Source organism: Mesorhizobium sp. CA15 (assembly GCF_020165215.1).
In the GTDB taxonomy this organism is placed as follows: domain Bacteria; phylum Pseudomonadota; class Alphaproteobacteria; order Rhizobiales; family Rhizobiaceae; genus Mesorhizobium.
The window spans coordinates 259,099-280,356 of the sequence record NZ_JAIUHQ010000005.1; the positions used below are offsets into that span (position 1 = coordinate 259,099).

Sequence of the window (21,258 nt, forward strand, 5' to 3'; positions counted from 1 at the left end):
CGCCTTGGCGTCGGCCGCGCCGGTCGGCGCCGATCGATAACGTATGGCTGACGAGGAATCCGCGCAGCCCTTTGCAGCCTGCGGAGGGCGGCCTATCCTGGTCGGTGATGGCCAACCCTGAGTGAAACGATGCCGAGAACAATCAGGACGCTGACCGCCAGCGAGGTGGAAACGCTTGTTGGCTGGGCAGCGGAGGAGGGCTGGAATCCGGGCACCGGCGATGCCGCGGCGTTTCGGGCGGTCGATCCGCAAGGGTTCATCGGCGCCTTTGTCGGCGGCGAGATGGTGGCCGGCATTTCGGCCGTCGCATACGGCTCGGGCTTTGGCTTTATCGGCCTCTACATCTGCCGGCCCGACCGGCGTGGCGAAGGTCACGGCAAGGCGGTCTGGGACGCCGGCATGGCGCGTCTGGGCAACCGTATCATCGGTCTCGACGGGGTGGCCGAGCAGCGGGCCAACTACCAGCGCATGGGCTTCGTGCCTGCCTATGAGACCGTCCGCCACAGCGGCGGTCCATCCGGCTTGCCCGAGGGCGGCAAGACAAGACCCGTGACGGCCGGCGACACGGCTGAGATTTTCGCCTACGATCGCAAGTGCTTTCCAGCACTGCGCGAAATCTTCCTTGGCGAGTGGCTGCGGCCGCCGCGGATTGCGCTGCTCTCAGCCGGATCGGACGGCATTACCGGCTACGGCGTGGCGCGCCGCTGCAGGCAGGGTTTCAAGGTCGGGCCGCTGTTCGCAGATCGGACGGACCTGGCCCTGGCAATGCTGGCGGACCTGTCGGATGCAATTGCCGGCGAGGAATTGCACATCGACGTGCCGGCCGGCCAGGTTCAATTCACCGCCATGCTGCAGGCCGCCGGCATGGTTCCGGGCTTCACGACGACACGCATGTACAAGGGCGGCAAGCCCGGCAACGACCAGTCGACGGTTTTCGGCGTCACGACGCTCGAGCTGGGATGATCGCGGTGCTGAGATCATTGTTTTGCCTGGCTGGTCCATGCGACATGGCTTCATGACGTGGTTGCCTTTGCCGAGCTGCGTTTTGGAGACTATCGAATGGCTGGAAGGACTGTTCTGATCGCCGGCGGCGCCGGCGGAATGGGTCTGGCGACCGGACTGCGTTTCGCCGCCGACGGCGAGCGGATCGTGCTCGCGGATCTTCCCGGCTCCAAGCTCGACGGCGCCGTGGCCAAGATTGCCGCGGCCGGGGCGGACGCGATCGGCTTGCCGCTCGATATCCGCTCCGTCGCTGCCTGCCGCGACGTGGTGGGCAAGGCCAGGGAGTGGGGCGGTGCGATCGACATTCTCGTCAACGCCGCCGGGGTCTGGCTCGAGGGACCGGCACGCGAGGTCGAGGAAGATCAGTGGGACCTGGTGCTGGACGTCAATCTCAAGGGAGCCTTCTTCCTAATCTCGGCAGCCATAGCGCATCTGTCGGCGGCGCAGGGCGTGATCGTCAATATTGCGTCCGATGCCGGCATCGTCGGCAACAACGGGGCTTCCGTCTATTGCGCCTCGAAGGGCGGACTGGTGCTCTTGACCAAGGCTCTCGCGCTGGAGCTCGCCCCGCAAGGCATCAGGGTCAACGCCGTCTGTCCTGGCGACACGGCAACGCCGATGATCGAATACCAGGCCAAAACCTATGGCGCGGACGACCCCGACGGCTACAAGCGCCGGCTCCTGGGGCACTATCCGCAAGGGGACAAAGCAAGGTTCATCCAGGTGGAGGAGATTGCTTCCTTCATCCACTATCTGTGCCAGCCGGGCGCGGCGCCGATCACCGGGGCCGCGCTTTCAATCGATTTCGGCGTCAGCGCCGGCTATTGAGCCGGTTCGGGTCGTCGCCGGCTGTGATTGGCCGCGCCGGCATGTCGGCGCCTGTATCCTGGAGGGCAAATGATCATGTTCCGCAAATCCCGCAAGGGCCTGGTGACCGGCGCGGGCGCCGCCGACGGCATCGGCGTGGCGATCGCGCGTGCGTTGGCCGAGGCCGGTCTTTCGGTCACCATCACCGCTTCATCCCCACGCGTGGAGCAACGAGCGGCGGAACTGCGGGGAGAGGGGCACGATGTCCGCGCTTTCGCGGCCGACCTGACGCTCTCGGGCGATGTCGATCGTTTACGCTCCGAGACCGGCGAGATCGACGTCCTCGTCAACAATGCCGGGATGGGCACCGTTGCCCAGCCGGCATTGCAGCGGCGGTTTCTCGATCTCACAGAAAGCGATTGGGATCGCGGCATCGATGTCAGCCTGAAGACCGCCTTTTTGAGCACGCGCGGCTTTCTGGCCGGCATGGTGCAGCGCGGCCATGGACGCGTCGTCAACATGGCATCGGTAACGGGGCCTTACGTATCCAATGAAGGCGAGGCCGCCTACTCGGCGGCCAAGGCCGGCATGATCGGGCTGACGCATGCGCTTGCCCTGGAGGTCGGCCGCAGCGGCGTCACGGTCAATGCCGTGGCGCCGGGATGGATCGCGACGGGCGCCTCGACGCCTGAGGAACTGACCGCTGCCCGCAACACGCCGCTTGGCCGCGCCGGCAGCCCCGAGGAAGTCGCGGCGGCCGTGCTGTTCCTGGCGTCCGACGGAGCCAGTTATGTCAACGGCGCCGTTCTCGTCGTGGACGGCGGCAACATCCTGCAGGAACGCAAGGCATGACCGCGAGCGCGAAAGTCAAAATACAGGGACGCTTTGGTACTCAGCTCATAACAGGATGAAATGCGAACCCAGGAACACGAGGAACTGGCCGGTAATCAGGGGGACCCGCAAAATAGGGCCGCTCTCTGCGCTGTCCTGAACGGGTTGTCCGCGCACGCAAGATGCGCCTTCAGCACATTCCTCCAGATCGTGGGAAAGTCCGATCCCTTGCTTCTTTCGGCGTTGCACGTGTCGACAAGTCTCGCGACGGCATTTTTCATCGAGCGGAATTCACCTTAAGCGCCTGATTGCAAGACATATGACCATTATGACAGGAAGAATTTGAGCTCGATCAATGCGCCGAAAAATGAACCGCTCACAGCGGTACATTTGCGATGGATCAAAGCTCGACCGGTCTTGCCCGGATAAATCGAAATCGCCCGTTGTTGACACCGACCAGTGGTGAACCGGCGGCGGCCTTTAAGCGTTCAGCTTCAGCCGGATGGGTCTGGCACCAGCGAAGGAGTCGGAAAATGACCGAGCGTCCCAGCACCAATCGCTTGTCCGCACAGGAACTGCACGACATCGATGCCTACTGGCGTGCCGCCAACTATCTGACTATCGGGCAGATCTATCTGCTCGACAATCCGCTGCTTCGCGAGCCGCTTCGGCTGGAGCACGTCAAGCCGCGGCTGCTCGGCCATTGGGGCACGTCGCCGGGCCTCAGTTTCATCTATGCGCATTTGAACCGGGTGATCCGGGAACGCGACGCCAATGTCATCTATGTCTGCGGTCCGGGTCATGGCGGACCCGCGATGGTTGCCAATAGCTACCTCGAAGGCACCTACAGCGAGATCAATCCGGACGTCGCGCCGGGCGAGGCTGGAATGAAGAAGCTTTTCCGGCAATTCTCCTTTCCGGGCGGCATCCCAAGCCATGCCGCGCCCGACGTGCCCGGCTCGATCCATGAAGGCGGCGAGCTTGGCTACGCGCTCTCGCATGCCTATGGCGCGGCTTTCGACAACCCGGACCTTGTCGTCGCCTGCGTGGTTGGCGACGGCGAGGCGGAAACCGGACCACTCGCCACCTCCTGGCATTCCAACAAGTTCCTCAACCCGGCGCTTGACGGCGCGGTGCTGCCGATCCTCCATCTCAACGGCTACAAGATCGCCAATCCCACCATTCTCGCCCGCGTTCCCGAAGAAGAGCTGCGTAACTTGTTCGTCGGCTATGGTTACGAGCCGCTGTTCGCCGAGGGCGACGATCCGGCATGGATGCATGAGCGAATGGCGCTCATGCTCGACGATGCGCTCGACCGCATCAAGGCGATTCAGGACACGGCTCGTAACGGCGCGAAGACCGCGCAGCCGCGGCCGAGCTGGCCGATGATCGTGCTGCGAAGCCCGAAGGGCTGGACCGGTCCCAAGGAGGTCGACGGACTGAAGACCGAAGGGTTCTGGCGCGCCCACCAAGTCCCGCTTTCCGGCCTCGCCGATAACCCCGCGCATCTGAGGATGCTCGAGGAATGGATGAGAAGCTACCGGCCCGAAGAGCTTTTCGATGCCGCCGGCGCGCCGGTGGCTGCGGTCCGCGCTACCGTGCCAAAAGGTGAAAGGCGCATGAGCGCCAACCCGCATGCCAATGGCGGCCTGCTGCGCCGGTCTCTGGAACTGCCCGCCCTGCAAGAGCACGCCGTCCCGTTCGAGCGGCCCGGCGGCGTCAAGGCGGAGTCGACCCGTGTGATGGGCCGTTTCCTGCGTGACGTCATGGCATTGAATCAAGGCACCAGGAACTTCCGCATCGTCGGGCCCGATGAAACGGCATCGAACCGGCTGCAGGACGTCTTCGAGGTGACGGAGCGTGCCTGGATGGAAGAGATCCTGCCCGAGGACGTGCATCTCGGTCGAGAAGGCAGGGTTCTGGAAATTCTATCCGAGCATACCTGCCAGGGCTGGCTGGAAGGTTACCTGCTCACCGGGCGCCACGGCTTCTTTTCCTGTTACGAGGCTTTCACGCACATCGTCGATTCCATGTTCAACCAGCATGCGAAATGGCTCGATGCCTGCCGCAAGCTTGCCTGGCGGCGGCCGATCGCCTCGCTGAACTATCTGTTGTCCAGCCATGTCTGGCAGCAGGAGCACAACGGCTTCAGCCATCAGGATCCGGGCTTCATCGACGTGGCGTTGAACAAGAAGGCGGATGTCGTGCGCGTCTATCTGCCGGCGGATGCCAACAGCCTGATCTGCGTGACGGATCATGTGCTGCGGACATGGAACCGCATCAACATCATCGTCGCCGGGAAAGCCAATTCCTGGCAGTGGCTGTCCATCGACGAGGCGAAAGTCCATTGCAACGCCGGCATCGGCATATGGGGTTGGGCGTCGACCGACGGCGGGGCCGAGCCGGATGTGGTGATGGCCTGCGCCGGAGACGTGCCGACGCTCGAGACGCTGGCCGCCGTTCAAATCCTAAGGCGCCACATTCCCGGCCTCAAGGTGCGTGTGGTCAACATCGTCGACCTGATGACCCTGCAGCCAAGGGAACACCATCCGCACGGGCTGTCGGATCGCGAATTCGATGCTTTGTTCACCAGGGACAAGCCCGTCATCTTCGCCTATCACGGCTATCCCTGGACCATCCATCGCCTGACCTACCGGCGGACCAATCACGACAACATCCACGTGCGCGGCTACAATGAGGAGGGGACGACGACGACGCCCTTCGACATGACCGTGCTTAATGGGCTCGACCGCTATCATCTGGTGCTCGGCGTGCTCGACCGCATTCCCGAGCCGGCCGGTGCGCATATCCAGCTGAAACAGGCCATGGAAGGCAAGCTGATCGAGCACCGGGCCTATATCCGCGAGCACGGGCAGGACATGCCGGAGATCCTCGGCTGGAAATGGGAGCAGTAGCCGATGCCGAAGCGCCAGGCCGACAGGATCCGACCCGCAAAAGTGGCTGGAACTGTCGGACATGACTGATGTCATCCTTGTCCTCAATGGCGGCTCATCGAGCCTGAAGTTCGCCGCCTTTCAAGGACGCCGCGAGCTTCACCTGCTGATGCGGGGCAGCGTCTCGTCGATCGGCGAGCGGCCCAGACTCCATGTCGCGCCGACTGCAACGACGCCGCCGTTCGACAGGAGCCTCGGCGAACGAGCGATCTCCGTCGGCGAGGCATTCGAAGCCGTTGCGTCCTATCTGACGGACCGCGGCCTGTTGCGCCGCGTGAGCAGGGTCGGGCATCGCATCGTCCATGGCGGTCGGGAGTTTGCCCGCGCAACGCTGCTTGACCAGGCCACGCTCGATGCCTTGCACAAGCTCGAGCCGCTCGCTCCGATTCATCAGGCGATCAACCTGGAGCTCGTCGATCTGGCCCACCGTCTTTTGCCCGGCGCCATGCAGGTCGGCTGCTTCGATACCGCCTTTCATGCCACGCAGCCTCAGATCGCAAGACTTTATGGCCTGCCGCACGAGATGTCGGAGCAGGGCATCGTGTCCTTTGGGTTCCACGGGCTCTCCTACAGCCATATCGCCAACGAGCTCCGCAGGCGTTACGGCGCCGGCGCGGGTGGCCGCGCCGTCGTAGCCCATCTTGGCAGCGGCGCAAGCCTTTGCGCGATGAAGGCAGGGGTAAGCCAGGCCACCACCATGGGTTTCTCGACGCTCGACGGCCTGGTCATGAGCACGCGTTGCGGCGCGATCGATCCGGGCGTCCTCCTGCACCTTCTGCAAGACAGGAAGCTGTCCTCCGACGAACTGTCCACCTTGCTTTACGAGAAGTCCGGGCTTCTCGGCGTATCTGGCATGTCGGGAAACATGCAGACGCTGCTGGCGTCGAAGGACCCGGCGGCAATGCGCGCTGTCGATCTGTTCGTCTATCGGGTCGGGCGAGAGATCGGATCACTGGCGGCCGCGCTGGGCGGGCTCGACACGCTGGTGTTCACCGCCGGCATAGGCGAGCATGCGCCGGCGATCCGGCGACGGATATGCGAGGCTGCCGCATGGCTGGGCGTCGCTATGGATGACGGTTTGAATGGCAGCGGCGAAGACCTTGTGAGTGCCGCGAATTCCCGTGTCGATGTGCTTGTCATTCCGGCCGACGAAGAACGCGCGGTGGCGGCAGAACTGCTCGGCGTCGAAACGGCTTGAGCGGAACAGTCTCCCGCTTATTGGCGGAACGCCCCTCGCATGCCTGAGCTGTCGATTGAGGTGGATGGCCGATCCCTCGGGCAGCCATTTGCGCCCGCTACCGATCTCGACGATCCTGGTAGCGGCTCCCATACGGCTGGAAATGGCAGGATCTTAATTCGCCAACGTGGCGCCGAGCTTCCGCTGGACCAGGACAAGCGTCGGATCGTCGGGAACCATCGCGACAGTGAGGCCCATCTCGCGCTCAAGCTCGATCGCCGCACGGTTCTCGCGGCTTTTGATCGACTCGAGCGTCTCGATGCCATGGTCGTCGGCATAGTGCGCGATATAGCCGAGAAATTCCCAGCCGACGCCGCGATGCTTACGGTCCTCGCGAATGCAGATGGCGACCTCGCCACGCCTGTCGGCCGGATCGGCTGCGACGGTCGCCACCGCGATCAGCATTCCTCTAAGCATTTCGGCCGTACAGGTGGAGCAATGGTAGCGGGAGAGGGACTTGAACCCCCGACCCCAGGATTATGATTCCCGTGCTCTAACCAACTGAGCTACCCCGCCAGGGTGGCAAATGGCCCGAAAAACCGTCCTGGACGGATGGGTTGTTTCAAGGCGTTCGCCAAGGTCGCGCGGATATAAGGTTGGGAGGGTGGGCCTGTCAAGCTTCGAAGCGGCCGACATGCGGGCATAATCCGGCCGTCATGATCTCATCCCAGAAAAGCTTTGCCGGACAGACACTCAGGGCCTGCCCCGGGGTTGAGTTCGGCGGGGCACGTCGTTATGTCTCGGCCAAGAAATTCTAGAGTTGAGCGAATGAAGCCGCGCATCGCCGTCCTCGGTTGCGGATACTGGGGCAGCAACCATATCCGCACCCTCAAGGCGCTTGGCGCGCTCCATGCCGTTTCCGACGCCAACCGCGCCCGCGCCGAAGGTTTCGCCAGCGAGCAGGATTGCCTGGCGATCGAGCCAGACCGACTGTTCGAGCGCGCCGATATCGACGCCATTGTCATGGCGCTGCCGCCGCAATTCCATGCCGACACCGCGGTGCGGGCCGTCGAAAGCGGCAAGGACGTGCTGGTGGAAAAGCCGATCGCGCTGACGGTCGCCGACGCCGAGCGCGCGGTGAAGGCGGCAAAGGACAATGGCCGGATCTTCATGGTCGGTCATGTGCTGCGCTTCCATCCCGCTTTCGAGACGCTGAAGGCGCTGATCGACAATGGCGAGCTCGGCGAGGTGCGCTACATCCATTCGCACCGGCTCGGCCTCGGCAAGTTCCACACCGAAAACGACGCGCTTTGGGACCTTGCGCCGCATGATTTGTCGATGATCCTGGCCATCACCGGCACCGAGCCGATCGAAGTCAGGGGCGAGGGGGCAGCACTCCTCGACAATCTCAGCGACTTTGCGCATCTGCATATGCGTTTCCCGAACGGCCTGCGCAGCCATCTCTTCGCCTCGCGCCTCAATCCCTATCGCGAGCGGCGGCTGACGGTCGTCGGCACCAAGGCGATGGCGGTGTTCGACGACGTCGAGCCCTGGGAGCGCAAGCTTGCCGTCTACCGCCACGCGGTCTGGCAGGACAGCGGCCAGTGGGCCTTCACCGCCAATGAGCCTGCCTATGTGGCCGTCGGCGAGGGAATGCCGCTGACGCGCGAGCTTGCCCATTTCATGCAATGCATCGAGACGCGCGCCGAACCGCGCACCGATGGCGAGGAAGCGATCCGGGTGCTGCGCATCCTGACCGCCGGCACAGTGATCCACACCGGCTCGTCTGCATAAAGCAATCAGATCGAGAATTTACTCAGCGGGAATCTGCGCCGGCCTGGCCGCCAGCCTGGACAGCATCGCCTCGGCTTCCGCGCCGCGCTCGGAACGCTCGATGAAGCCGCCGCCGAAGACACGCGCCTCATTGCCGTCGTCGGAATAAAGCACGCAGGCCTGCCCCGGCGCGATGCCCGATTCGCCGTCGGCCAGCTCGACAGAGGTCACGCCGTTGCAGTGGTGCAGCACGGCCGGACGCGGCGGCCTGGTCGAGCGGACTTTCGCGAAGAGCTCAATACCGGCGGCCGGAACATCCGACAGCGGCCCGTCGCCCAGCCAGTTCATGTTGCGCAGATAGATCTTATGCGTCTCCAGCGCCTCGCGCGGGCCGACGATGACGCGCGCGCGGTCAGCGTCGAGGTGGACGACATAGAGCGGCTCGCCCGAAGCGATGCCGATGCCGCGGCGCTGGCCGATCGTGTAGCGCAGGATGCCTTCATGGCGGCCGAGCACGCGGCCGTCGATATGGACGATGTCGCCGGGATTGGCGGCGGTCGGCTTCAGCCTGGCGATGATGTCGGAATACTTGCCCTGGGGCACGAAGCAGATGTCCTGGCTGTCCTGCTTGGCGGCGACGGTGAGCCCCATTTCCTCTGCAATGGCGCGGACCTGCGGCTTCGACAGGCCGCCGAGCGGAAAGCGCAGATAATCGATCTGCGCCTGCGTGGTGGCAAACAGGAAATAGCTCTGGTCGCGATCGGCGTCGACCGGCCGGTAAAGCGCACGATGCCCGCCATTGGCGCGCGAACGAATGTAATGGCCGGTGGCCAAGGCGTCGGCGCCGAGATCCTGGGCGGTCGCCAAAAGATCGGCAAACTTCACAGTCTGGTTGCAGGACACGCAAGGGATGGGGGTCTCGCCGGCGACATAGCTTTCGGCGAAGGGATCGATGACCGCCTTGCGGAAACGTTCCTCATAGTCGAGCACGTAATGCGGGATGCCGAGCGTCTCCGAGACGCGACGCGCGTCATCAATATCCTGTCCGGCACAGCAGGAGCCGGCACGATGGGTGGCCGCGCCGTGGTCGTAAAGCTGCAGCGTCACACCGACGACATCATAGCCTTCGCGCTTGAGGATGCCGGCAACCACCGAGGAATCGACACCACCCGACATCGCGACGACGACGCGGGTTTCTTCGGGGCGGCGAGGGAGATCGAGGCTGTTCATGATGCTTTCACTGTGCGGCGCTCAATGCCAATGGCCGGAATATAGGTCAAGCGCCACGCATGCGCCAGCTTGCGGCCAAGACGAGTTCACCGGCAAAAATCAAGGCCCGGAGGCCGGTGTTTCAAATTCTAAACGAAATCCTAACCGGGCGTTCACGATCCTTACTTAGTCATTAGGGTTCGCTTAGGCAATTTTTAAAGCTGTGACGGTACTGTGGCGGGGATTGGGTCTTTGAGTTTTTAGTAGAGAGTACGATGACCGATCTGGTTAGACCTAGAGTCAAGTATGTTATTGGGCCCGACGGCAGCCCTCTTACGATCGCCGATCTGCCGCCGACGAACACGCGGCGCTGGGTTATCCGGCGCAAGGCGGAAGTGGTCGCCGCTGTACGCGGCGGCCTGCTCAGCCTTGAGGAAGCCTGCCAGCGCTACAAGCTCACCACCGAAGAATTTCTCTCCTGGCAGGCATCGATCGACGAATACGGCCTTGCCGGGCTGCGCACCACGCGAATCCAGCAATACCGGCATTAAGCTGCCGGCCGAAAACGTGCAAGGGCGCGGGACTCCGCGCCCTTCGCTTTTGCGGCGGCCTTCCATTCAAACTGTCAGCACGACCTTTCCGATGGGGCGGGTCGCGAGGAAGGCATGGGCGGCCGCCGCCTGGTCGAGCGGGAAAGCTTTCGCCACATGCGGCATCAGCTTTTTGGCCCCGACCAGCCTGGCGAGTTCGGCGAGCCCCTCGCGATCAGGCACCACAGACATGCGTTCAACGCGGATGTTCCGCTCCTTGGCCTTCGCCCTGGTGGCGTCGTGAACGTCGAGCAGCGACACCAGAACGCCGCCGTCACGCAGCACTTCCAGCGACTTGTCGGCGTGGTCGCCGCCGATCGGGTCCAGCACCAGATCGACATTGCCGACCTTCCCGGTGAAATCGTCCCTGGTGTAGTCGATCACCTCGTCGGCGCCGATCGAGCGGACATAGTCGGTTTTGTCCGGACTGGCGGTCGATGCCACCCAGGCGCCGCGCGCCTTGGCGATCTGCACCGCCAGATGGCCGACGCCGCCGGCGCCGGCGTGAACCAGCACCCGTTGGCCCGCTTGCAGGCCGCCATGGCGGACGAGGCCTTGCCAGGCCGTCAGACCGGCCAGCGGCAAGGCCGCGGCATGGGCATGGTCGATGGCGGCAGGTTTCGCGACGATCTCGTCCGCCGGCGCCGCGGCGAGCTCGGCATAGGCGCCGGCCTGCTTGGGAAAGCGCGGCATGCCGAACACCTCGTCGCCGAGTTTAAAGGCGGTCACGCCGTCTCCGAGCGCCGCGACGGTCCCGGAAATGTCCCAGCCAAGGATGAAAGGCGGTTCGCCGAGCAGCGGAACGAAACCGCCGCGCACGGCGCCGTCGACCGGGTTGAGGCCCGCCGCCTTGACGCGGACGAGCACTTCACCGGGGCCGGGCTTGGGGTTGGGCTGCTCGGCCACGAAAAGGACCTCGGGTCCGCCGACGGAAGTCTGGATAACGGCACGCATGAACGCCTCCTGTTCGAGTGGATGTGCCCGCTATCATTTGGATAGTAATATTCGATTGTCGAGTATGTACCTTTTGTATATATAGGCACCTCATGGATAGCGAAGACAGATCTCCCTTCGGCTACGACGCGTTCCGGCGCTCCTGCCCATCGCATACCGTGCTCGAGATGCTCGCGAGCAAATGGGTTTATCTCACCGTCTGCGCGCTGCGGAGCGGCCGGCTGCGCAATGGCGAGCTGGCGCGCAAGCTGGAGGGCATCACGCCCAAAATGCTGACGCAGACGCTGCGCGTGCTGGAGCGCGACGGCCTCGTGCGGCGCGAGGTGTTCGCGGTGATCCCGCCGCGCGTGGAGTACGAACTGACGGAGCTTGGGCGGAACCTTGCGGGATTGCTCAGCCAGATACGCTCCTGGGCGGAAGAGCATGCATCCGAAATCAAGGATGCCCGAACCCGGGCATCGGCCGATCACGGCGAGAAGGCCGCTATGCCGTGAAGACGGCGAGGCCGATTTTTAGCGATTGCCAGCTCTGAGGATGCCGGCAGGTCTCCGGCATGACTCGACTATGCCCGGCGATCAGCCGATCATGGCGCTGCGGCCGCCCGTTTCGGCCTCGCGGATCTTGGTGTCGCGCGATTCCAGCATCTCCGCCTTGGACAGCTCCGCTTCAGCTTCGCCGAGTAATGATTCGGCAGTGCTTCGCTGCTGGGCGAGGTCGCTTTGTGAATTCCTGAGGTTGTCGCGGCGCAGGCGAGCCGCCTTGGCGAAGGTCGGATAGGCGAAATGGTTGATGTCGGTGATGCCGGCCTTTTTCTCTTCGGCGATGATCTGCGCCTCCAGCTCGACGGCCATGCGCTCGAACTCGGCGATCATCATGTCCAGCTGCAAGAGCTGCCGCCGCTTCTCATTCACCTGAAACTGCTTCAGTCGAACGAGGTTTTCACGTGACTTCATGACTCGATACTCCGCAAACGCACACCTGCAATACCGTCCAGTCCGCCCGGAAAGACCTAAGCGCTGCCCGTTTCCCCCGGCTTTCCCTGGGCTATAGGAAACAAAGCCCTAAAGATTTTCGCCGGCGGTAACCATTCGTTTACGGGCATTGTTAATCATACGGGCGAGGACTTAAGGCCGGGTAAAAATTCCGGCGGCGGCGGGAAGCCCGGGCCAGCGAGTCCCTGGAGTCACTTAGGCTGACTTTTTAATGTGGTGCATTAGCGGTTTTGGTCTGTGATTCGTTATTAGATTCAAGTGGGTGTAGAAAGGGGTTAAAAAATCTGGTATCGTGGATGGCACGAAATTAGGATTTGTTAACCAGTCGGTGGCACCTTCTGTTCAGGCAATCACTGCTCCGGGTCCCGGACGGGTCGTGACACGGTCCGGCAGCAGAAAAGGGGAATGAAATGCGTGTTCTGCTGATTGAAGATGACAGTGCAACCGCACAGAGCATCGAACTGATGCTGAAATCGGAGAGCTTCAACGTCTATACGACCGATCTCGGCGAAGAAGGCGTCGATCTCGGCAAGCTCTACGACTACGACATCATCCTTCTGGACCTCAATCTCCCCGATATGTCGGGCTATGAAGTCCTGCGCACGTTGCGCCTTTCCAAGGTCAAGACGCCGATCCTGATCCTCTCCGGCATGGCCGGCATCGAGGACAAGGTGCGCGGCCTGGGCTTCGGCGCCGACGACTATATGACCAAGCCCTTCCATAAGGACGAGCTGGTGGCGCGCATCCACGCGATCGTGCGCCGCTCCAAGGGGCATGCCCAGTCGGTCATCACCACCGGCGACCTTGTGGTCAATCTCGACGCCAAGACGGTCGAGGTCGGCGGTCAGCGCGTGCACCTGACCGGCAAGGAATATCAGATGCTGGAGCTGCTCTCGCTGCGCAAGGGCACGACGCTCACCAAGGAAATGTTCCTCAACCATCTCTATGGCGGTATGGACGAGCCGGAGCTGAAGATCATCGACGTCTTCATCTGTAAGCTGCGCAAGAAACTCGACGCGGCGTCCGGCGGTCAGAACTACATCGAAACGGTGTGGGGCCGCGGCTATGTGCTGCGCGAGCCGGAAGATATTCGCGTCAGCGCATAAGCCATCCCAGCGATTCGAACGAAAAACCCGGCTCAGGCCGGGTTTTGCTTGAGCGCATATGCGATCCAGGTGATTCGAACGAAAACCCGGCTCAGGCCGGGTTTTTGCTTGAAAAGGGTTCCGGCGAATCAGGCGGCTATCTTCAGGACGCGAAAGCTTTCGAGCAGTTGCGCACGGTTGAAGGGCTTCAACAGATAGCCTTGGGCGCCGGCGCGCTTGGCGCGCATGATCGCCGCGACGTCGACCTCGACCAGCGAGACCAGAATCTGCGGCTTGATGGGCGCTTCGATAGCACGGATGCGGCGAATAAGGTCCACGGCCGGGACGTCGGCAAGACCACCGTCGATGACGATGATATCGGGCATGTCGCCGGCGCAAATGTCGGTCGCCTCGACTCCGGTCGAGGCCTCGACGACAATCATGTCCGAGCCGCCAAGAATGCGTTTTGCGACCTTCCTGATGACGCTCGAATCATCGACGAACAGGCAGCGCTTCATGTCCGGGTCCTCTTTGCCGTCTGCCGAACCGCAATCTCGGGGTGGCCGCAAACCACCATAGGCCAATCTGGTAAAGAAGCCGAAAAGCCGTTAGGTAAAGTTTTTTCAAACACGGTATCGCGCGGCCTTGGCCCCGCGGGGCGATTACATGGATCGCGGCTGGCATTGCTCAATCTGCGCCGCCAGCAAAAATATCAGCAATAAAAGATACTTCGGTTTTTCTTAGGCAGCCGTCAGCACGATCTCCTCGGCGGTCGCGTGGATCGAGATCGTCATATTGGCCTCGCGCGCCAGAAGCAGCGTATAATAGGGCTGGACCGAATGGGCGTCGATCGGCTCCTCCGGCTTGTGGCCGGAATGCAGCTCGAGGAATTTCGGCGGCACGCGCAGCATCGGGCCACTGGCCGACAGCGAAAAACGCGGCTCGGTTTCGAGACTTTCCAGCGTGACCACCAACTTGCCGCCCCGCGGTATGGCTGCGTTGGCGACGAGAATGAGGTTGAGCAGCAGCTTGACCTTGTTCTTAGGAAGCAGCGCACGGGGGCCGTTCCACAGCAGTTCCGGCTTTTCGTTCTTCAAGAAGGCGATGGCCACGGCCTCGGCATCGCCCGTGTCGATCATCATGCCGGCGGAACCCGCGGCGCCGAAGGCGATGCGGGCAAACTGCAATCGCGCCGAAGCGTTCTTGGCGCTCTGGCGAATAAGTTTCATGGCGTCTTCGTCGGCGCCGCCTTCGTCGAGCAGCTCGAGGCCGTTGTTGATTGCGCCGACCGGCGAAATGATGTCGTGGCAGACACGGCTGCAAAGCAGCGCGGCGAGATCTGGCGCGGAAAGGGTGAAAAGCTCGGCCATCGGCGAAATCCCTGCTTAAGTCATTTGTTCATGGCCGAGCGACGGTTTCGCGCCTGCCCACACGAATCACGCTCTTTTCCAAGGCTTTCTGAATACACAGGGCCCGAGCGCGCATCAACAAATCCAAAATCATCGACGGCGAAAATGGTGTGTTTCGCGGGGGAAACCCGCCGCAGCGGCAAAAGCGCAGCCTTCGAACCGCCATCTTCGTGTGGGAGCTTAATGGTTGAAAAAGGATTACGGCATAATTTGCCCGTGATAGCCACCCCGAACGGCCGGCAAGAGCCGCAGGGGTGCGAGGCGTCGGCGAAAGTGCTCCCTGACGGAGATTGGAAGCATGTTTTCCCGATACTATGACCGGACGTTCGTCCGCGTCCTCACCATGACCATCACACTCCTGGCGGCTTTGGTCCTTTCGACCTCGGCGTCGCGGGCTCAGCAGTACACCGCTCAGGAAATCGTCGATTCCGGTCATAAATTCTTCGGCGAGACATCCGGCGGCCTGGCCACCGTCGTCGAGAAGATCTTCGCCTCCTACGGCCTGCCCAATGGCTACCTGCTCGGCGAGGAAGGATCCGGCGCCCTGATCGGCGGCCTGACCTATGGCGAGGGGACGCTCTACACCAAGAACGCCGGCGACCATAAGGTGTTCTGGCAAGGCCCTTCGCTCGGCTGGGATTTTGGCGGCGAGGGGTCCCGGGTGATGATGCTGGTCTATAACCTCGACGACATCAGCAGCCTCTATAACCGCTTCGGCGGCGTTGCCGGCTCAGCATATGTCATCGCCGGCGTCGGCTTCAACGTGCTGCAGAGCAACCGGGTGCTGCTCGTGCCGATCCGCACCGGCGTCGGCGCGCGTCTGGGAGTCAATCTCGGCTATCTGAAGCTCACCGAAAGGCCGACCTGGAACCCGTTCTGATCGGATTGCGCTCGCTACGATCGCTCGGACAGTGCTGATCGCGCCGCGGCAAGCTCTTGCCGCCGCGTTGAATTTCCGCCATGCCAAGCTGGCACAATCCAGCGATTGCCGCGCCGTAAAGTGGATAGCACGCCTTGGTCCAGTCGGTTCTGTTCTTCGTACTCGGTTTCCTTTGCGCCGTTTTTCTGGCGTCGCTGGTCGCGCCGGCGGTCTGGCGGCGGGCCGTTGTCCTGACGCGCAGGCGCCTCGAGGCTTCGCTGCCGCTGACACCAGCCGAAATCCAGGCGGACAAGGACCGGGTCCGGGCGGAATATGCCATGACGACGCGCCGGCTGGAGATAACCGTCAAGAACCTTCAGGAAAAGGTCGCTGAGCAACTGGTGGAGATCGGCCGCGCGAACGAGGCTTTGAAGGGACTCGCGGTCGAGAAAAAGGACAAGAATCAGGCGCTTTCCGACCTGCAGGCGAAGAATGCGGAGCTCAGGCAGCGCGAGGAAGAGTTGCACCGCCTGGCGGAGAAGCACGCGCAGACGGAGCGGGCGCTGGAGAAGCGCGCGCTGGAGTTGCAGAAGCTCGAGCAGATGTATGACGACGCCAGCTTCTCGTCCTCGAACCGGCAGATCGAGCTGGTTGCCCGCGAATCGGAGCTGGAAAAGCTCGCCAGTGACATCGCGTTGCTCAAAGGCCAGCGCAGGGAGGCGGACCGACGCAATCAGGAGGTCGCGTCGGAAAGCAAGGCCGCCCGAGAAGCGCTGAAGGCGGAGAAGAAGAAAACGGCCGAGCTCGACAAGAAGGTCGAGCGGCTTCTGGCGACGCTTGCCGACCGCGAGGAAAAGCTCAACCGGCGCGAGAAGGATCTCGCCCGAATGCGCGAACGTTCGAAGGAGAGCGCTGCAAACGGCGTTGCGCGGCTGGCTGCCGGAACGGACACGAAAGGCGACGATGTCGACAAGGCAATCGCCAGGCTCGAGGGCGATCGGGAACGGCTGGAGGCGAGGCTGACGGCGCTGGCGCGCGAGAACAAGCGGCTGAAGACCGATCTTGCCGCCGCCACGAGGGCGGCAATGCCCGAATCGGCGGGCGACGCACGCTCCGGTGCCGGCCTGCGCGAACAAATGAACGAACTGGCAGCCGAGGTGGTCAATCTGACGATGAAGCTCGACGGGCCGGATTCGCCTATCGCCAAGGCGCTGGCGGGCGAGGGGCAGCAGAACGGGCGCGGCGTCAGCCTTGCCGATCGCGTGAGGGCTTTGCAGAAGGCCGGCCCGTCCAACTGAGATGTGTTGGTATTCAGGTGAGGCCGGCCTGCAAATGCCGGCTTCCTGCGCTTCCGGTGCTCACATACTTTAAGTACGCTCCGCTCCGGTTCTCGGAAGCCACCATTTTCGACTCGGCCTGACCTGAATCTCAACACACCTCAAGCGTTGCAGCTGTTCGGGCTCCCAGGTCGGGACCGCTAGCGGTTTGAAAAGTGGTGCAGCGCGATGGCCGACGCGGCGGCGACGTTCAGGCTGTCGAAACCTTCCGCCATGGCGATCTTCACCGTATGCAACCGGGCAAGCAGATCCCGCGGCAGGCCTTCGCCTTCGGTGCCGAGGTAAAGCGCCAGGCGCGCCGATCGCTCCACGGCGCGGATGTCGACGTTTCCGCTTGGCGATAGTGCGAACTGGGCGAAGCCAAGCCGATCGAGTGTCGCGGTGAACGTTCCGGTGTCGCCGAATGACGCGAAGGGAACCTTCAGCGCCGCACCGACGGAAACACGGATTGCCTTGCGGTAGAGCGGATCGCAGCAGGTCTGGTCGAGCAGCACCGCGTCGGCGCCGAAGGCCGCCGCATTGCGGAAGATCGCGCCCATATTATCGTGATTGGATATGCCGACCAGGACGACGGCCAAGGCGCGCCGGGGCAAGGTTTCCACCAGAATCTCGGCGGGCGCCGGATCGCCGCGCAAGCCGATCGCCAGGATGCCGCGGTGCATGTGGAAGCCGGCGATCCGGTCCATGACCTCGCCGGCGGCAACATGGACTGGAAAACCCGCGGGCGCCTTGCGCAAGATGTCCTGCACGCCAGCCAGCCTGTTTTCGAGGATGAGGGCAGACTCGGTGGCGAAGCGTCCGCTCGACAGAAGAAGGTCCAGCACGACCTTGCCTTCGGCGACGAAGCGGCCATGCCGGCCGACAAGGTCGCGCTCGCGGATGTCGAGATAGGCGGCGACGCGCGGGTCGCGTGGATCGTCGATGGGGATGAGATTCATCCAAATCTCGCCGGCAAAAATTGCCAGCGAGATAAGGGGTTTTGGATGGCGCGGGTCAAGCCCCGGCGCGGCGCAACCGATAGGCCATCTGTGAAAGGTCGCCGTCGCCGAAAATGCCTTCCAGCATGCGCAGCAATTCGCGCACCGCCTCGGATTTGCAGGAATAATAAATCATCTGGCGGTCGCGCCGGGTCTCGACGAGATCGAGCGCCCTCAGCTTGGCGAGATGCTGCGACAGCGCGGACTGGCTGAGTTGCACCTTCTCGGCGATGGCGCCGACCGACATTTCATCGTCGATCAGGTGAGCCATGATCAGCAAGCGCTTTTCGTTGCCCATGAGCGTGAGAAAGGCGGCCGCCGATTCCGCATTGGCGATTAGCTTATTTGAGATCATAGATCCCCCAAGGGTCCTGGCTCATCCAGACGCCAGGGGGCAATGGCGCCTGATTCCACGATGTTCAGATGTCGCTAGGCGCTGCTGAATCAGCGCCACTACAAAGGTAGATCATTTCATCTAAATCTCAAGCGTTGCTTTTGCCGGCGCGCGATCAACTATCGCTCTTGCTCGGCCGCGCGTCCCGCCCTGGCCATCTCGACAAGCACCGAACGCAATTCGCGCGCGCTTTGCAAAGGCTGGGGAAAGAAAATCCTGCAGGTCGCATCGGGGGCGGCGAGATCCATGCCATCAGGGTCGAAACCGGTGACGATCCAGCCGTCGCCTTCGGCGCGGCCGAAATGGCGGGCATAAAGGGCAAGCGCGTCGCGATGGTCGGTATTCATGTGATCGAGTGCGGCCTGCTCGCTGCCGGCGAACTCCTCGATAAGGGCGGGATCGGTGATGAAATCATCACGGTCGAGAAGAAAGGCCTTGCCGAAGCCGCCATTCAGGCTGGCGCGCTCGGGATCGAGCCGGAAGAACGAGAAGTCGCCGAGCCCGGCATAGAGCTTCGCCTTCGGATTGCGGTTGAGATAACGGCGTTCGGCTCGGATCTGATCGGCAGATCCCTGCTCCAGCCGCAGGGCCCGGCATGCCAGGCTGATGCGCGGATGCGCCAGCGGATCGCCCTTGCCGGGTTCGCCAAGCAACAGCGAGCAGCGCGGATCCGCGAGCAACGCACCGGTGTGGGCGGACAGCATCGAGATCAGGATCAGCGGCGCGCCGTCGATGTCGGTGGCGACGCCAACCCTGCTTGCCAGCGGCGCGCCGGTGCCGGGCTCGATCACCGCGAGCGCGCCGAAACGTGCTGCGCGGATCAGGGTTTTCGCGAGCCTGATCGCCTCGGCGTCGGTCTTGCGGATGACGTCCTTTTTCGGTTCGGTCACAGGTTCACCCGAGATAAGTTGATATCTGTTCTCCGGTTATCGGCCGAGTACACCCGCCTTTGCAAGGGCTGCGATTTCGTCTTCGTTCAACCCAAAACGGCTCAATATGTCCGCAGGCTCGCGATCGGCGACGTCCGGCGCCGCGGCAAGCGTCTGCGGGTTTTGCGAGAAACGCGGCGCCGGCGCCGGGCGGTCGAGCTCGCCGGACTTCACAAATCTTTTCCTGGCGCGGCTGTGCGGATGGTTCCTGGCTTCGACCAGGGACAGCACGGGCGCCACGCAAGCGTCGGTCACGGCGAAAAGCGTGGCCCATTCGTCGCGCGTCTTCTCCTTGATCCGGCCGGAAATGGCGGCGCGCATCGCGGACCACGACGACTTGTCGAACTGGCTGCCGACAAAATGCTCGTCGAGCGGCAGCAGCCTGGCGAATTCGGCGAAGAAGCGCGGCTCGAGGCAGCCGACGGCAATGTGCCTTGCGTCAGCCGTCTCATATGTATCGTAGAAAGGCGCGCCGGAATCGAGCAGGTTGTCGCCGCGCCTGTCGCTCCAGAGACCCGCCGCCATGTAGGCGTGGATGGGTGCGGCGAGCATCGAGGCTCCCTCGATCATCGAGGCATCGACCACCTGGCCCGTTCCGCTGCGCGAACGCTGGAAAAGAGCGGCGAGCACGCCGGCGATCAGCATCATGGCGCCGCCGCCTTGATCCGCGACGAGGTTGAGCGGTGGCACCGGCGGCGCGTCCTGCCTGCCGATCGCATGCAAGAGGCCCGCATAGGCGAGATAGGTGATGTCGTGCCCGGCTCGCCCGGACAGCGGCCCGTCCTGTCCGAATCCGGTCAAGCGGCCATAGATCAGCGCCGGATTGCGCTGCAGAACGGCATCCGGCCCGAGGCCGAGCCGTTCCATCACGCCGGGGCGAAAGCCTTCGACAAGCACGTCGGCCCCTGCCACAAGGCACAGCAGCAGGTCGGCGCCCGGCTGGCTCTTCAGGTCGAGCTTGAGAATGGAACGGCCGTGGCGGTCGAGATCGTATTGTTCGGGCAGGCTCAGAAGCGGCTGACCGGCATCGGCACGTTCGACGCGCAGCACCTCGGCGCCCATTTCGGACAGCATCAGGGCGGCAAGCGGCACCGGACCAAGCCCGGCCATTTCGATCACTTTCAGGCCGGCGAGCGGCCCGGTCTTTCCGGTGGAAGCACCGGCGCCTGTCGGCGAGCCAGACATCCCCGCTTATTTCGGCGCCATGCGGATAGCGCCGTCGAGGCGGATGGTCTCGCCGTTCAGCATCTGGTTCTCGACGATGTGGAGCGCAAGCGACGCATATTCGGACGGCTCGCCGAGCCGCGGCGGGAAGGGCACGGAAGCGCCGAGCGAATCCTGCACTTCCTGCGGCATGCCGGCCATCATCGGCGTCTTGAAGATGCCGGGCGCGATGGTGCAGACGCGAATGCCGGATCGCGCCAGGTCGCGGGCCACAGGCAGCGTCATGCCGACGACGCCGCCCTTGGAGGCCGCATAGGCGGCCTGCCCGATCTGGCCGTCATAGGCGGCGACGGAGGCGGTATTGACGATGACGCCGCGCTCGCCGCCGGCGAGCGGTTCGAGTTTCGCCGCCCGGTCGGCAACGAGGCGGATCATGTTGAAGGTGCCGATGAGGTTGATCTCGATCACCTTGCGGTACTGGTCGAGCGGATGCGGTCCCTCCTTGCCGATCGTCTTCATGCCGATGGCAATGCCGGCGCAATTGACCAGGATGCGCGGCTGCCCAAGCTTTTCAGCCACTTCGGCGATCGCGGCCGTGGCGCTGTCGCCACTGCCGACATCGCATTGGACGGCAACGCCGCCGATGTCGGCCGCGACTTTCGCCGCGCGCTCGATGCCCACGTCGAGGATGGCGACGCGGGCGCCCCTGGCCGCCAAGGCGCGCGCCGTCGCCTCGCCAAGGCCCGACCCGCCGCCGGTGACGATCGCGATCTGGCCGTTCGGGTTCATGCAGGCCTCCCAGGGACCGGATTATG

Annotated in this window: 22 protein-coding genes and 1 tRNA gene; 11 read left to right on the forward strand and 12 right to left on the reverse strand. The window is 63.3% G+C overall.

Going from position 1 to position 21,258, the window contains the following annotated elements:
* Positions 1–129 precede the first annotated feature (129 nt).
* The 5 genes from LB515_RS12240 to LB515_RS12260 all read left to right on the forward strand — a co-directional run bounded on the left by LB515_RS12240 (position 130) and on the right by LB515_RS12260 (position 6,792).
* Positions 130–963 carry a GNAT family N-acetyltransferase gene (locus LB515_RS12240; protein WP_224707867.1) on the forward strand — a complete coding sequence of 278 codons (834 nt, stop codon included), beginning with the start codon at positions 130–132 and terminating at the stop codon, positions 961–963.
* A gap of 96 nt (positions 964–1,059) precedes the next feature.
* Positions 1,060–1,830, forward strand: coding sequence for an SDR family NAD(P)-dependent oxidoreductase (locus tag LB515_RS12245; protein ID WP_140841994.1), 771 nt, complete (start codon positions 1,060–1,062; stop codon positions 1,828–1,830).
* 75 nt (positions 1,831–1,905) lie between these two features.
* Positions 1,906–2,661 carry an SDR family NAD(P)-dependent oxidoreductase gene (locus LB515_RS12250; protein ID WP_224707868.1) on the forward strand — a complete coding sequence of 252 codons (756 nt, stop codon included), beginning with the start codon at positions 1,906–1,908 and terminating at the stop codon, positions 2,659–2,661.
* Positions 2,662–3,173: 512 nt separating this feature from the next.
* Entirely contained in the window at positions 3,174–5,555 is a 2,382-nt protein-coding gene (locus LB515_RS12255; protein WP_224707869.1) for a phosphoketolase, read from the forward strand.
* Between the two features lie 61 nt (positions 5,556–5,616).
* The gene (locus LB515_RS12260) at positions 5,617–6,792 is read left to right on the forward strand and encodes an acetate/propionate family kinase (protein ID WP_224603580.1); all 1,176 of its coding nucleotides are present in this window, start codon (positions 5,617–5,619) and stop codon (positions 6,790–6,792) included.
* A 153-nt stretch (positions 6,793–6,945) separates the two neighbouring features.
* Here the strand turns inward: LB515_RS12260 and LB515_RS12265 are convergent, their stop codons facing one another.
* On the reverse strand, positions 6,946–7,248 hold the full coding sequence (locus LB515_RS12265; RefSeq protein WP_411969130.1) for a GNAT family N-acetyltransferase: 303 nt from the start codon (positions 7,246–7,248) through the stop codon (positions 6,946–6,948).
* Positions 7,249–7,270: 22 nt separating this feature from the next.
* Positions 7,271–7,347 (reverse strand) — tRNA-Met (locus tag LB515_RS12270).
* 252 nt (positions 7,348–7,599) lie between these two features.
* Here LB515_RS12270 and LB515_RS12275 point away from each other — a divergent pair.
* Positions 7,600–8,565, forward strand: coding sequence for a Gfo/Idh/MocA family protein (locus LB515_RS12275; RefSeq protein WP_140841943.1), 966 nt, complete (start codon positions 7,600–7,602; stop codon positions 8,563–8,565).
* A gap of 18 nt (positions 8,566–8,583) precedes the next feature.
* Here LB515_RS12275 and mnmA read toward each other — a convergent pair whose 3' ends face one another.
* Positions 8,584–9,774, reverse strand: coding sequence for a tRNA 2-thiouridine(34) synthase MnmA (gene mnmA, locus LB515_RS12280; protein ID WP_224707871.1), 1,191 nt, complete (start codon positions 9,772–9,774; stop codon positions 8,584–8,586).
* A gap of 254 nt (positions 9,775–10,028) precedes the next feature.
* Between mnmA and LB515_RS12285 the strand changes: the two genes are divergently transcribed.
* Entirely contained in the window at positions 10,029–10,304 is a 276-nt protein-coding gene (locus tag LB515_RS12285) for a DUF1153 domain-containing protein (protein WP_006203587.1), read from the forward strand.
* 66 nt (positions 10,305–10,370) lie between these two features.
* Here the strand turns inward: LB515_RS12285 and LB515_RS12290 are convergent, their stop codons facing one another.
* On the reverse strand, positions 10,371–11,297 hold the full coding sequence (locus LB515_RS12290; protein ID WP_224707872.1) for an NADP-dependent oxidoreductase: 927 nt from the start codon (positions 11,295–11,297) through the stop codon (positions 10,371–10,373).
* A 92-nt stretch (positions 11,298–11,389) separates the two neighbouring features.
* Here LB515_RS12290 and LB515_RS12295 point away from each other — a divergent pair, with 92 nt between their 5' ends.
* On the forward strand, positions 11,390–11,791 hold the full coding sequence (locus LB515_RS12295; RefSeq protein WP_140838824.1) for a winged helix-turn-helix transcriptional regulator: 402 nt from the start codon (positions 11,390–11,392) through the stop codon (positions 11,789–11,791).
* An 81-nt stretch (positions 11,792–11,872) separates the two neighbouring features.
* Here the strand turns inward: LB515_RS12295 and LB515_RS12300 are convergent, their stop codons facing one another.
* The gene (locus LB515_RS12300) at positions 11,873–12,250 is read right to left on the reverse strand and encodes a flagellar export protein FliJ (RefSeq protein ID WP_040989842.1); all 378 of its coding nucleotides are present in this window, start codon (positions 12,248–12,250) and stop codon (positions 11,873–11,875) included.
* A 449-nt stretch (positions 12,251–12,699) separates the two neighbouring features.
* Between LB515_RS12300 and ctrA the strand changes: the two genes are divergently transcribed.
* Positions 12,700–13,395 (forward strand): response regulator transcription factor CtrA, encoded by a 696-nt coding sequence (gene ctrA / locus LB515_RS12305; protein WP_006203583.1) that lies wholly within the window; start codon positions 12,700–12,702, stop codon positions 13,393–13,395.
* A gap of 128 nt (positions 13,396–13,523) precedes the next feature.
* On the opposite strand, the gene LB515_RS12310 is transcribed toward ctrA, so the two are convergent.
* Positions 13,524–13,892: a response regulator gene (locus LB515_RS12310; RefSeq protein WP_224524466.1), complete on the reverse strand. Its 369-nt coding sequence runs from the start codon at positions 13,890–13,892 to the stop codon at positions 13,524–13,526.
* A gap of 222 nt (positions 13,893–14,114) precedes the next feature.
* Entirely contained in the window at positions 14,115–14,744 is a 630-nt protein-coding gene (gene chpT, locus LB515_RS12315; protein WP_095766435.1) for a histidine phosphotransferase ChpT, read from the reverse strand.
* A gap of 382 nt (positions 14,745–15,126) precedes the next feature.
* Between chpT and LB515_RS12320 the strand changes: the two genes are divergently transcribed.
* Both LB515_RS12320 and LB515_RS12325 read left to right on the forward strand, forming a co-directional pair.
* Positions 15,127–15,663, forward strand: a complete 537-nt coding sequence (locus tag LB515_RS12320) for a DUF1134 domain-containing protein (protein WP_224514585.1) — start codon at positions 15,127–15,129, stop codon at positions 15,661–15,663.
* Positions 15,664–15,797: 134 nt separating this feature from the next.
* A complete protein-coding gene (locus tag LB515_RS12325) occupies positions 15,798–16,940 on the forward strand; it encodes a hypothetical protein (RefSeq protein WP_224524468.1) in 1,143 nt (380 codons plus the stop codon).
* A 179-nt stretch (positions 16,941–17,119) separates the two neighbouring features.
* On the opposite strand, the gene LB515_RS12330 is transcribed toward LB515_RS12325, so the two are convergent.
* The 5 genes from LB515_RS12330 to LB515_RS12350 form a co-directional block, all read right to left on the reverse strand.
* Entirely contained in the window at positions 17,120–17,917 is a 798-nt protein-coding gene (locus LB515_RS12330; protein ID WP_224524470.1) for a TrmH family RNA methyltransferase, read from the reverse strand.
* 55 nt (positions 17,918–17,972) lie between these two features.
* Entirely contained in the window at positions 17,973–18,311 is a 339-nt protein-coding gene (locus tag LB515_RS12335) for an ArsR/SmtB family transcription factor (protein WP_095766438.1), read from the reverse strand.
* Positions 18,312–18,469: 158 nt separating this feature from the next.
* On the reverse strand, positions 18,470–19,240 hold the full coding sequence (locus LB515_RS12340) for a HugZ family protein (protein WP_224524472.1): 771 nt from the start codon (positions 19,238–19,240) through the stop codon (positions 18,470–18,472).
* Positions 19,241–19,276: 36 nt separating this feature from the next.
* The gene (locus tag LB515_RS12345) at positions 19,277–20,464 is read right to left on the reverse strand and encodes a CaiB/BaiF CoA transferase family protein (protein WP_224707873.1); all 1,188 of its coding nucleotides are present in this window, start codon (positions 20,462–20,464) and stop codon (positions 19,277–19,279) included.
* 6 nt (positions 20,465–20,470) lie between these two features.
* The gene (locus LB515_RS12350) at positions 20,471–21,232 is read right to left on the reverse strand and encodes a 3-hydroxyacyl-CoA dehydrogenase (RefSeq protein WP_224524476.1); all 762 of its coding nucleotides are present in this window, start codon (positions 21,230–21,232) and stop codon (positions 20,471–20,473) included.
* Positions 21,233–21,258: the final 26 nt, after the last annotated feature.

Bases quoted from the DNA above. Each gene is read 5' to 3' on its own strand.
- chpT (WP_095766435.1), bottom strand. From the start codon at position 14,744: ATGGCCGAGCTTTTCACCCTTTCCGCGCCAGATCTCGCCGCGCTGCTT.
- LB515_RS12310 (WP_224524466.1), bottom strand. From the start codon at position 13,892: ATGAAGCGCTGCCTGTTCGTCGATGATTCGAGCGTCATCAGGAAGGTC.
- LB515_RS12260 (WP_224603580.1), top strand. From the start codon at position 5,617: ATGACTGATGTCATCCTTGTCCTCAATGGCGGCTCATCGAGCCTGAAG.
- LB515_RS12245 (WP_140841994.1), top strand. From the start codon at position 1,060: ATGGCTGGAAGGACTGTTCTGATCGCCGGCGGCGCCGGCGGAATGGGT.
- LB515_RS12300 (WP_040989842.1), bottom strand. From the start codon at position 12,250: ATGAAGTCACGTGAAAACCTCGTTCGACTGAAGCAGTTTCAGGTGAAT.
- mnmA (WP_224707871.1), bottom strand. From the start codon at position 9,774: ATGAACAGCCTCGATCTCCCTCGCCGCCCCGAAGAAACCCGCGTCGTC.
- LB515_RS12285 (WP_006203587.1), top strand. From the start codon at position 10,029: ATGACCGATCTGGTTAGACCTAGAGTCAAGTATGTTATTGGGCCCGAC.
- LB515_RS12330 (WP_224524470.1), bottom strand. From the start codon at position 17,917: ATGAATCTCATCCCCATCGACGATCCACGCGACCCGCGCGTCGCCGCC.
- LB515_RS12250 (WP_224707868.1), top strand. From the start codon at position 1,906: ATGTTCCGCAAATCCCGCAAGGGCCTGGTGACCGGCGCGGGCGCCGCC.
- LB515_RS12275 (WP_140841943.1), top strand. From the start codon at position 7,600: ATGAAGCCGCGCATCGCCGTCCTCGGTTGCGGATACTGGGGCAGCAAC.
- LB515_RS12290 (WP_224707872.1), bottom strand. From the start codon at position 11,297: ATGCGTGCCGTTATCCAGACTTCCGTCGGCGGACCCGAGGTCCTTTTC.
- LB515_RS12265 (WP_411969130.1), bottom strand. From the start codon at position 7,248: ATGCTTAGAGGAATGCTGATCGCGGTGGCGACCGTCGCAGCCGATCCG.
- LB515_RS12335 (WP_095766438.1), bottom strand. From the start codon at position 18,311: ATGATCTCAAATAAGCTAATCGCCAATGCGGAATCGGCGGCCGCCTTT.
- LB515_RS12350 (WP_224524476.1), bottom strand. From the start codon at position 21,232: ATGAACCCGAACGGCCAGATCGCGATCGTCACCGGCGGCGGGTCGGGC.
- LB515_RS12295 (WP_140838824.1), top strand. From the start codon at position 11,390: ATGGATAGCGAAGACAGATCTCCCTTCGGCTACGACGCGTTCCGGCGC.
- ctrA (WP_006203583.1), top strand. From the start codon at position 12,700: ATGCGTGTTCTGCTGATTGAAGATGACAGTGCAACCGCACAGAGCATC.
- LB515_RS12240 (WP_224707867.1), top strand. From the start codon at position 130: ATGCCGAGAACAATCAGGACGCTGACCGCCAGCGAGGTGGAAACGCTT.
- LB515_RS12345 (WP_224707873.1), bottom strand. From the start codon at position 20,464: ATGTCTGGCTCGCCGACAGGCGCCGGTGCTTCCACCGGAAAGACCGGG.
- LB515_RS12320 (WP_224514585.1), top strand. From the start codon at position 15,127: ATGACCATCACACTCCTGGCGGCTTTGGTCCTTTCGACCTCGGCGTCG.
- LB515_RS12255 (WP_224707869.1), top strand. From the start codon at position 3,174: ATGACCGAGCGTCCCAGCACCAATCGCTTGTCCGCACAGGAACTGCAC.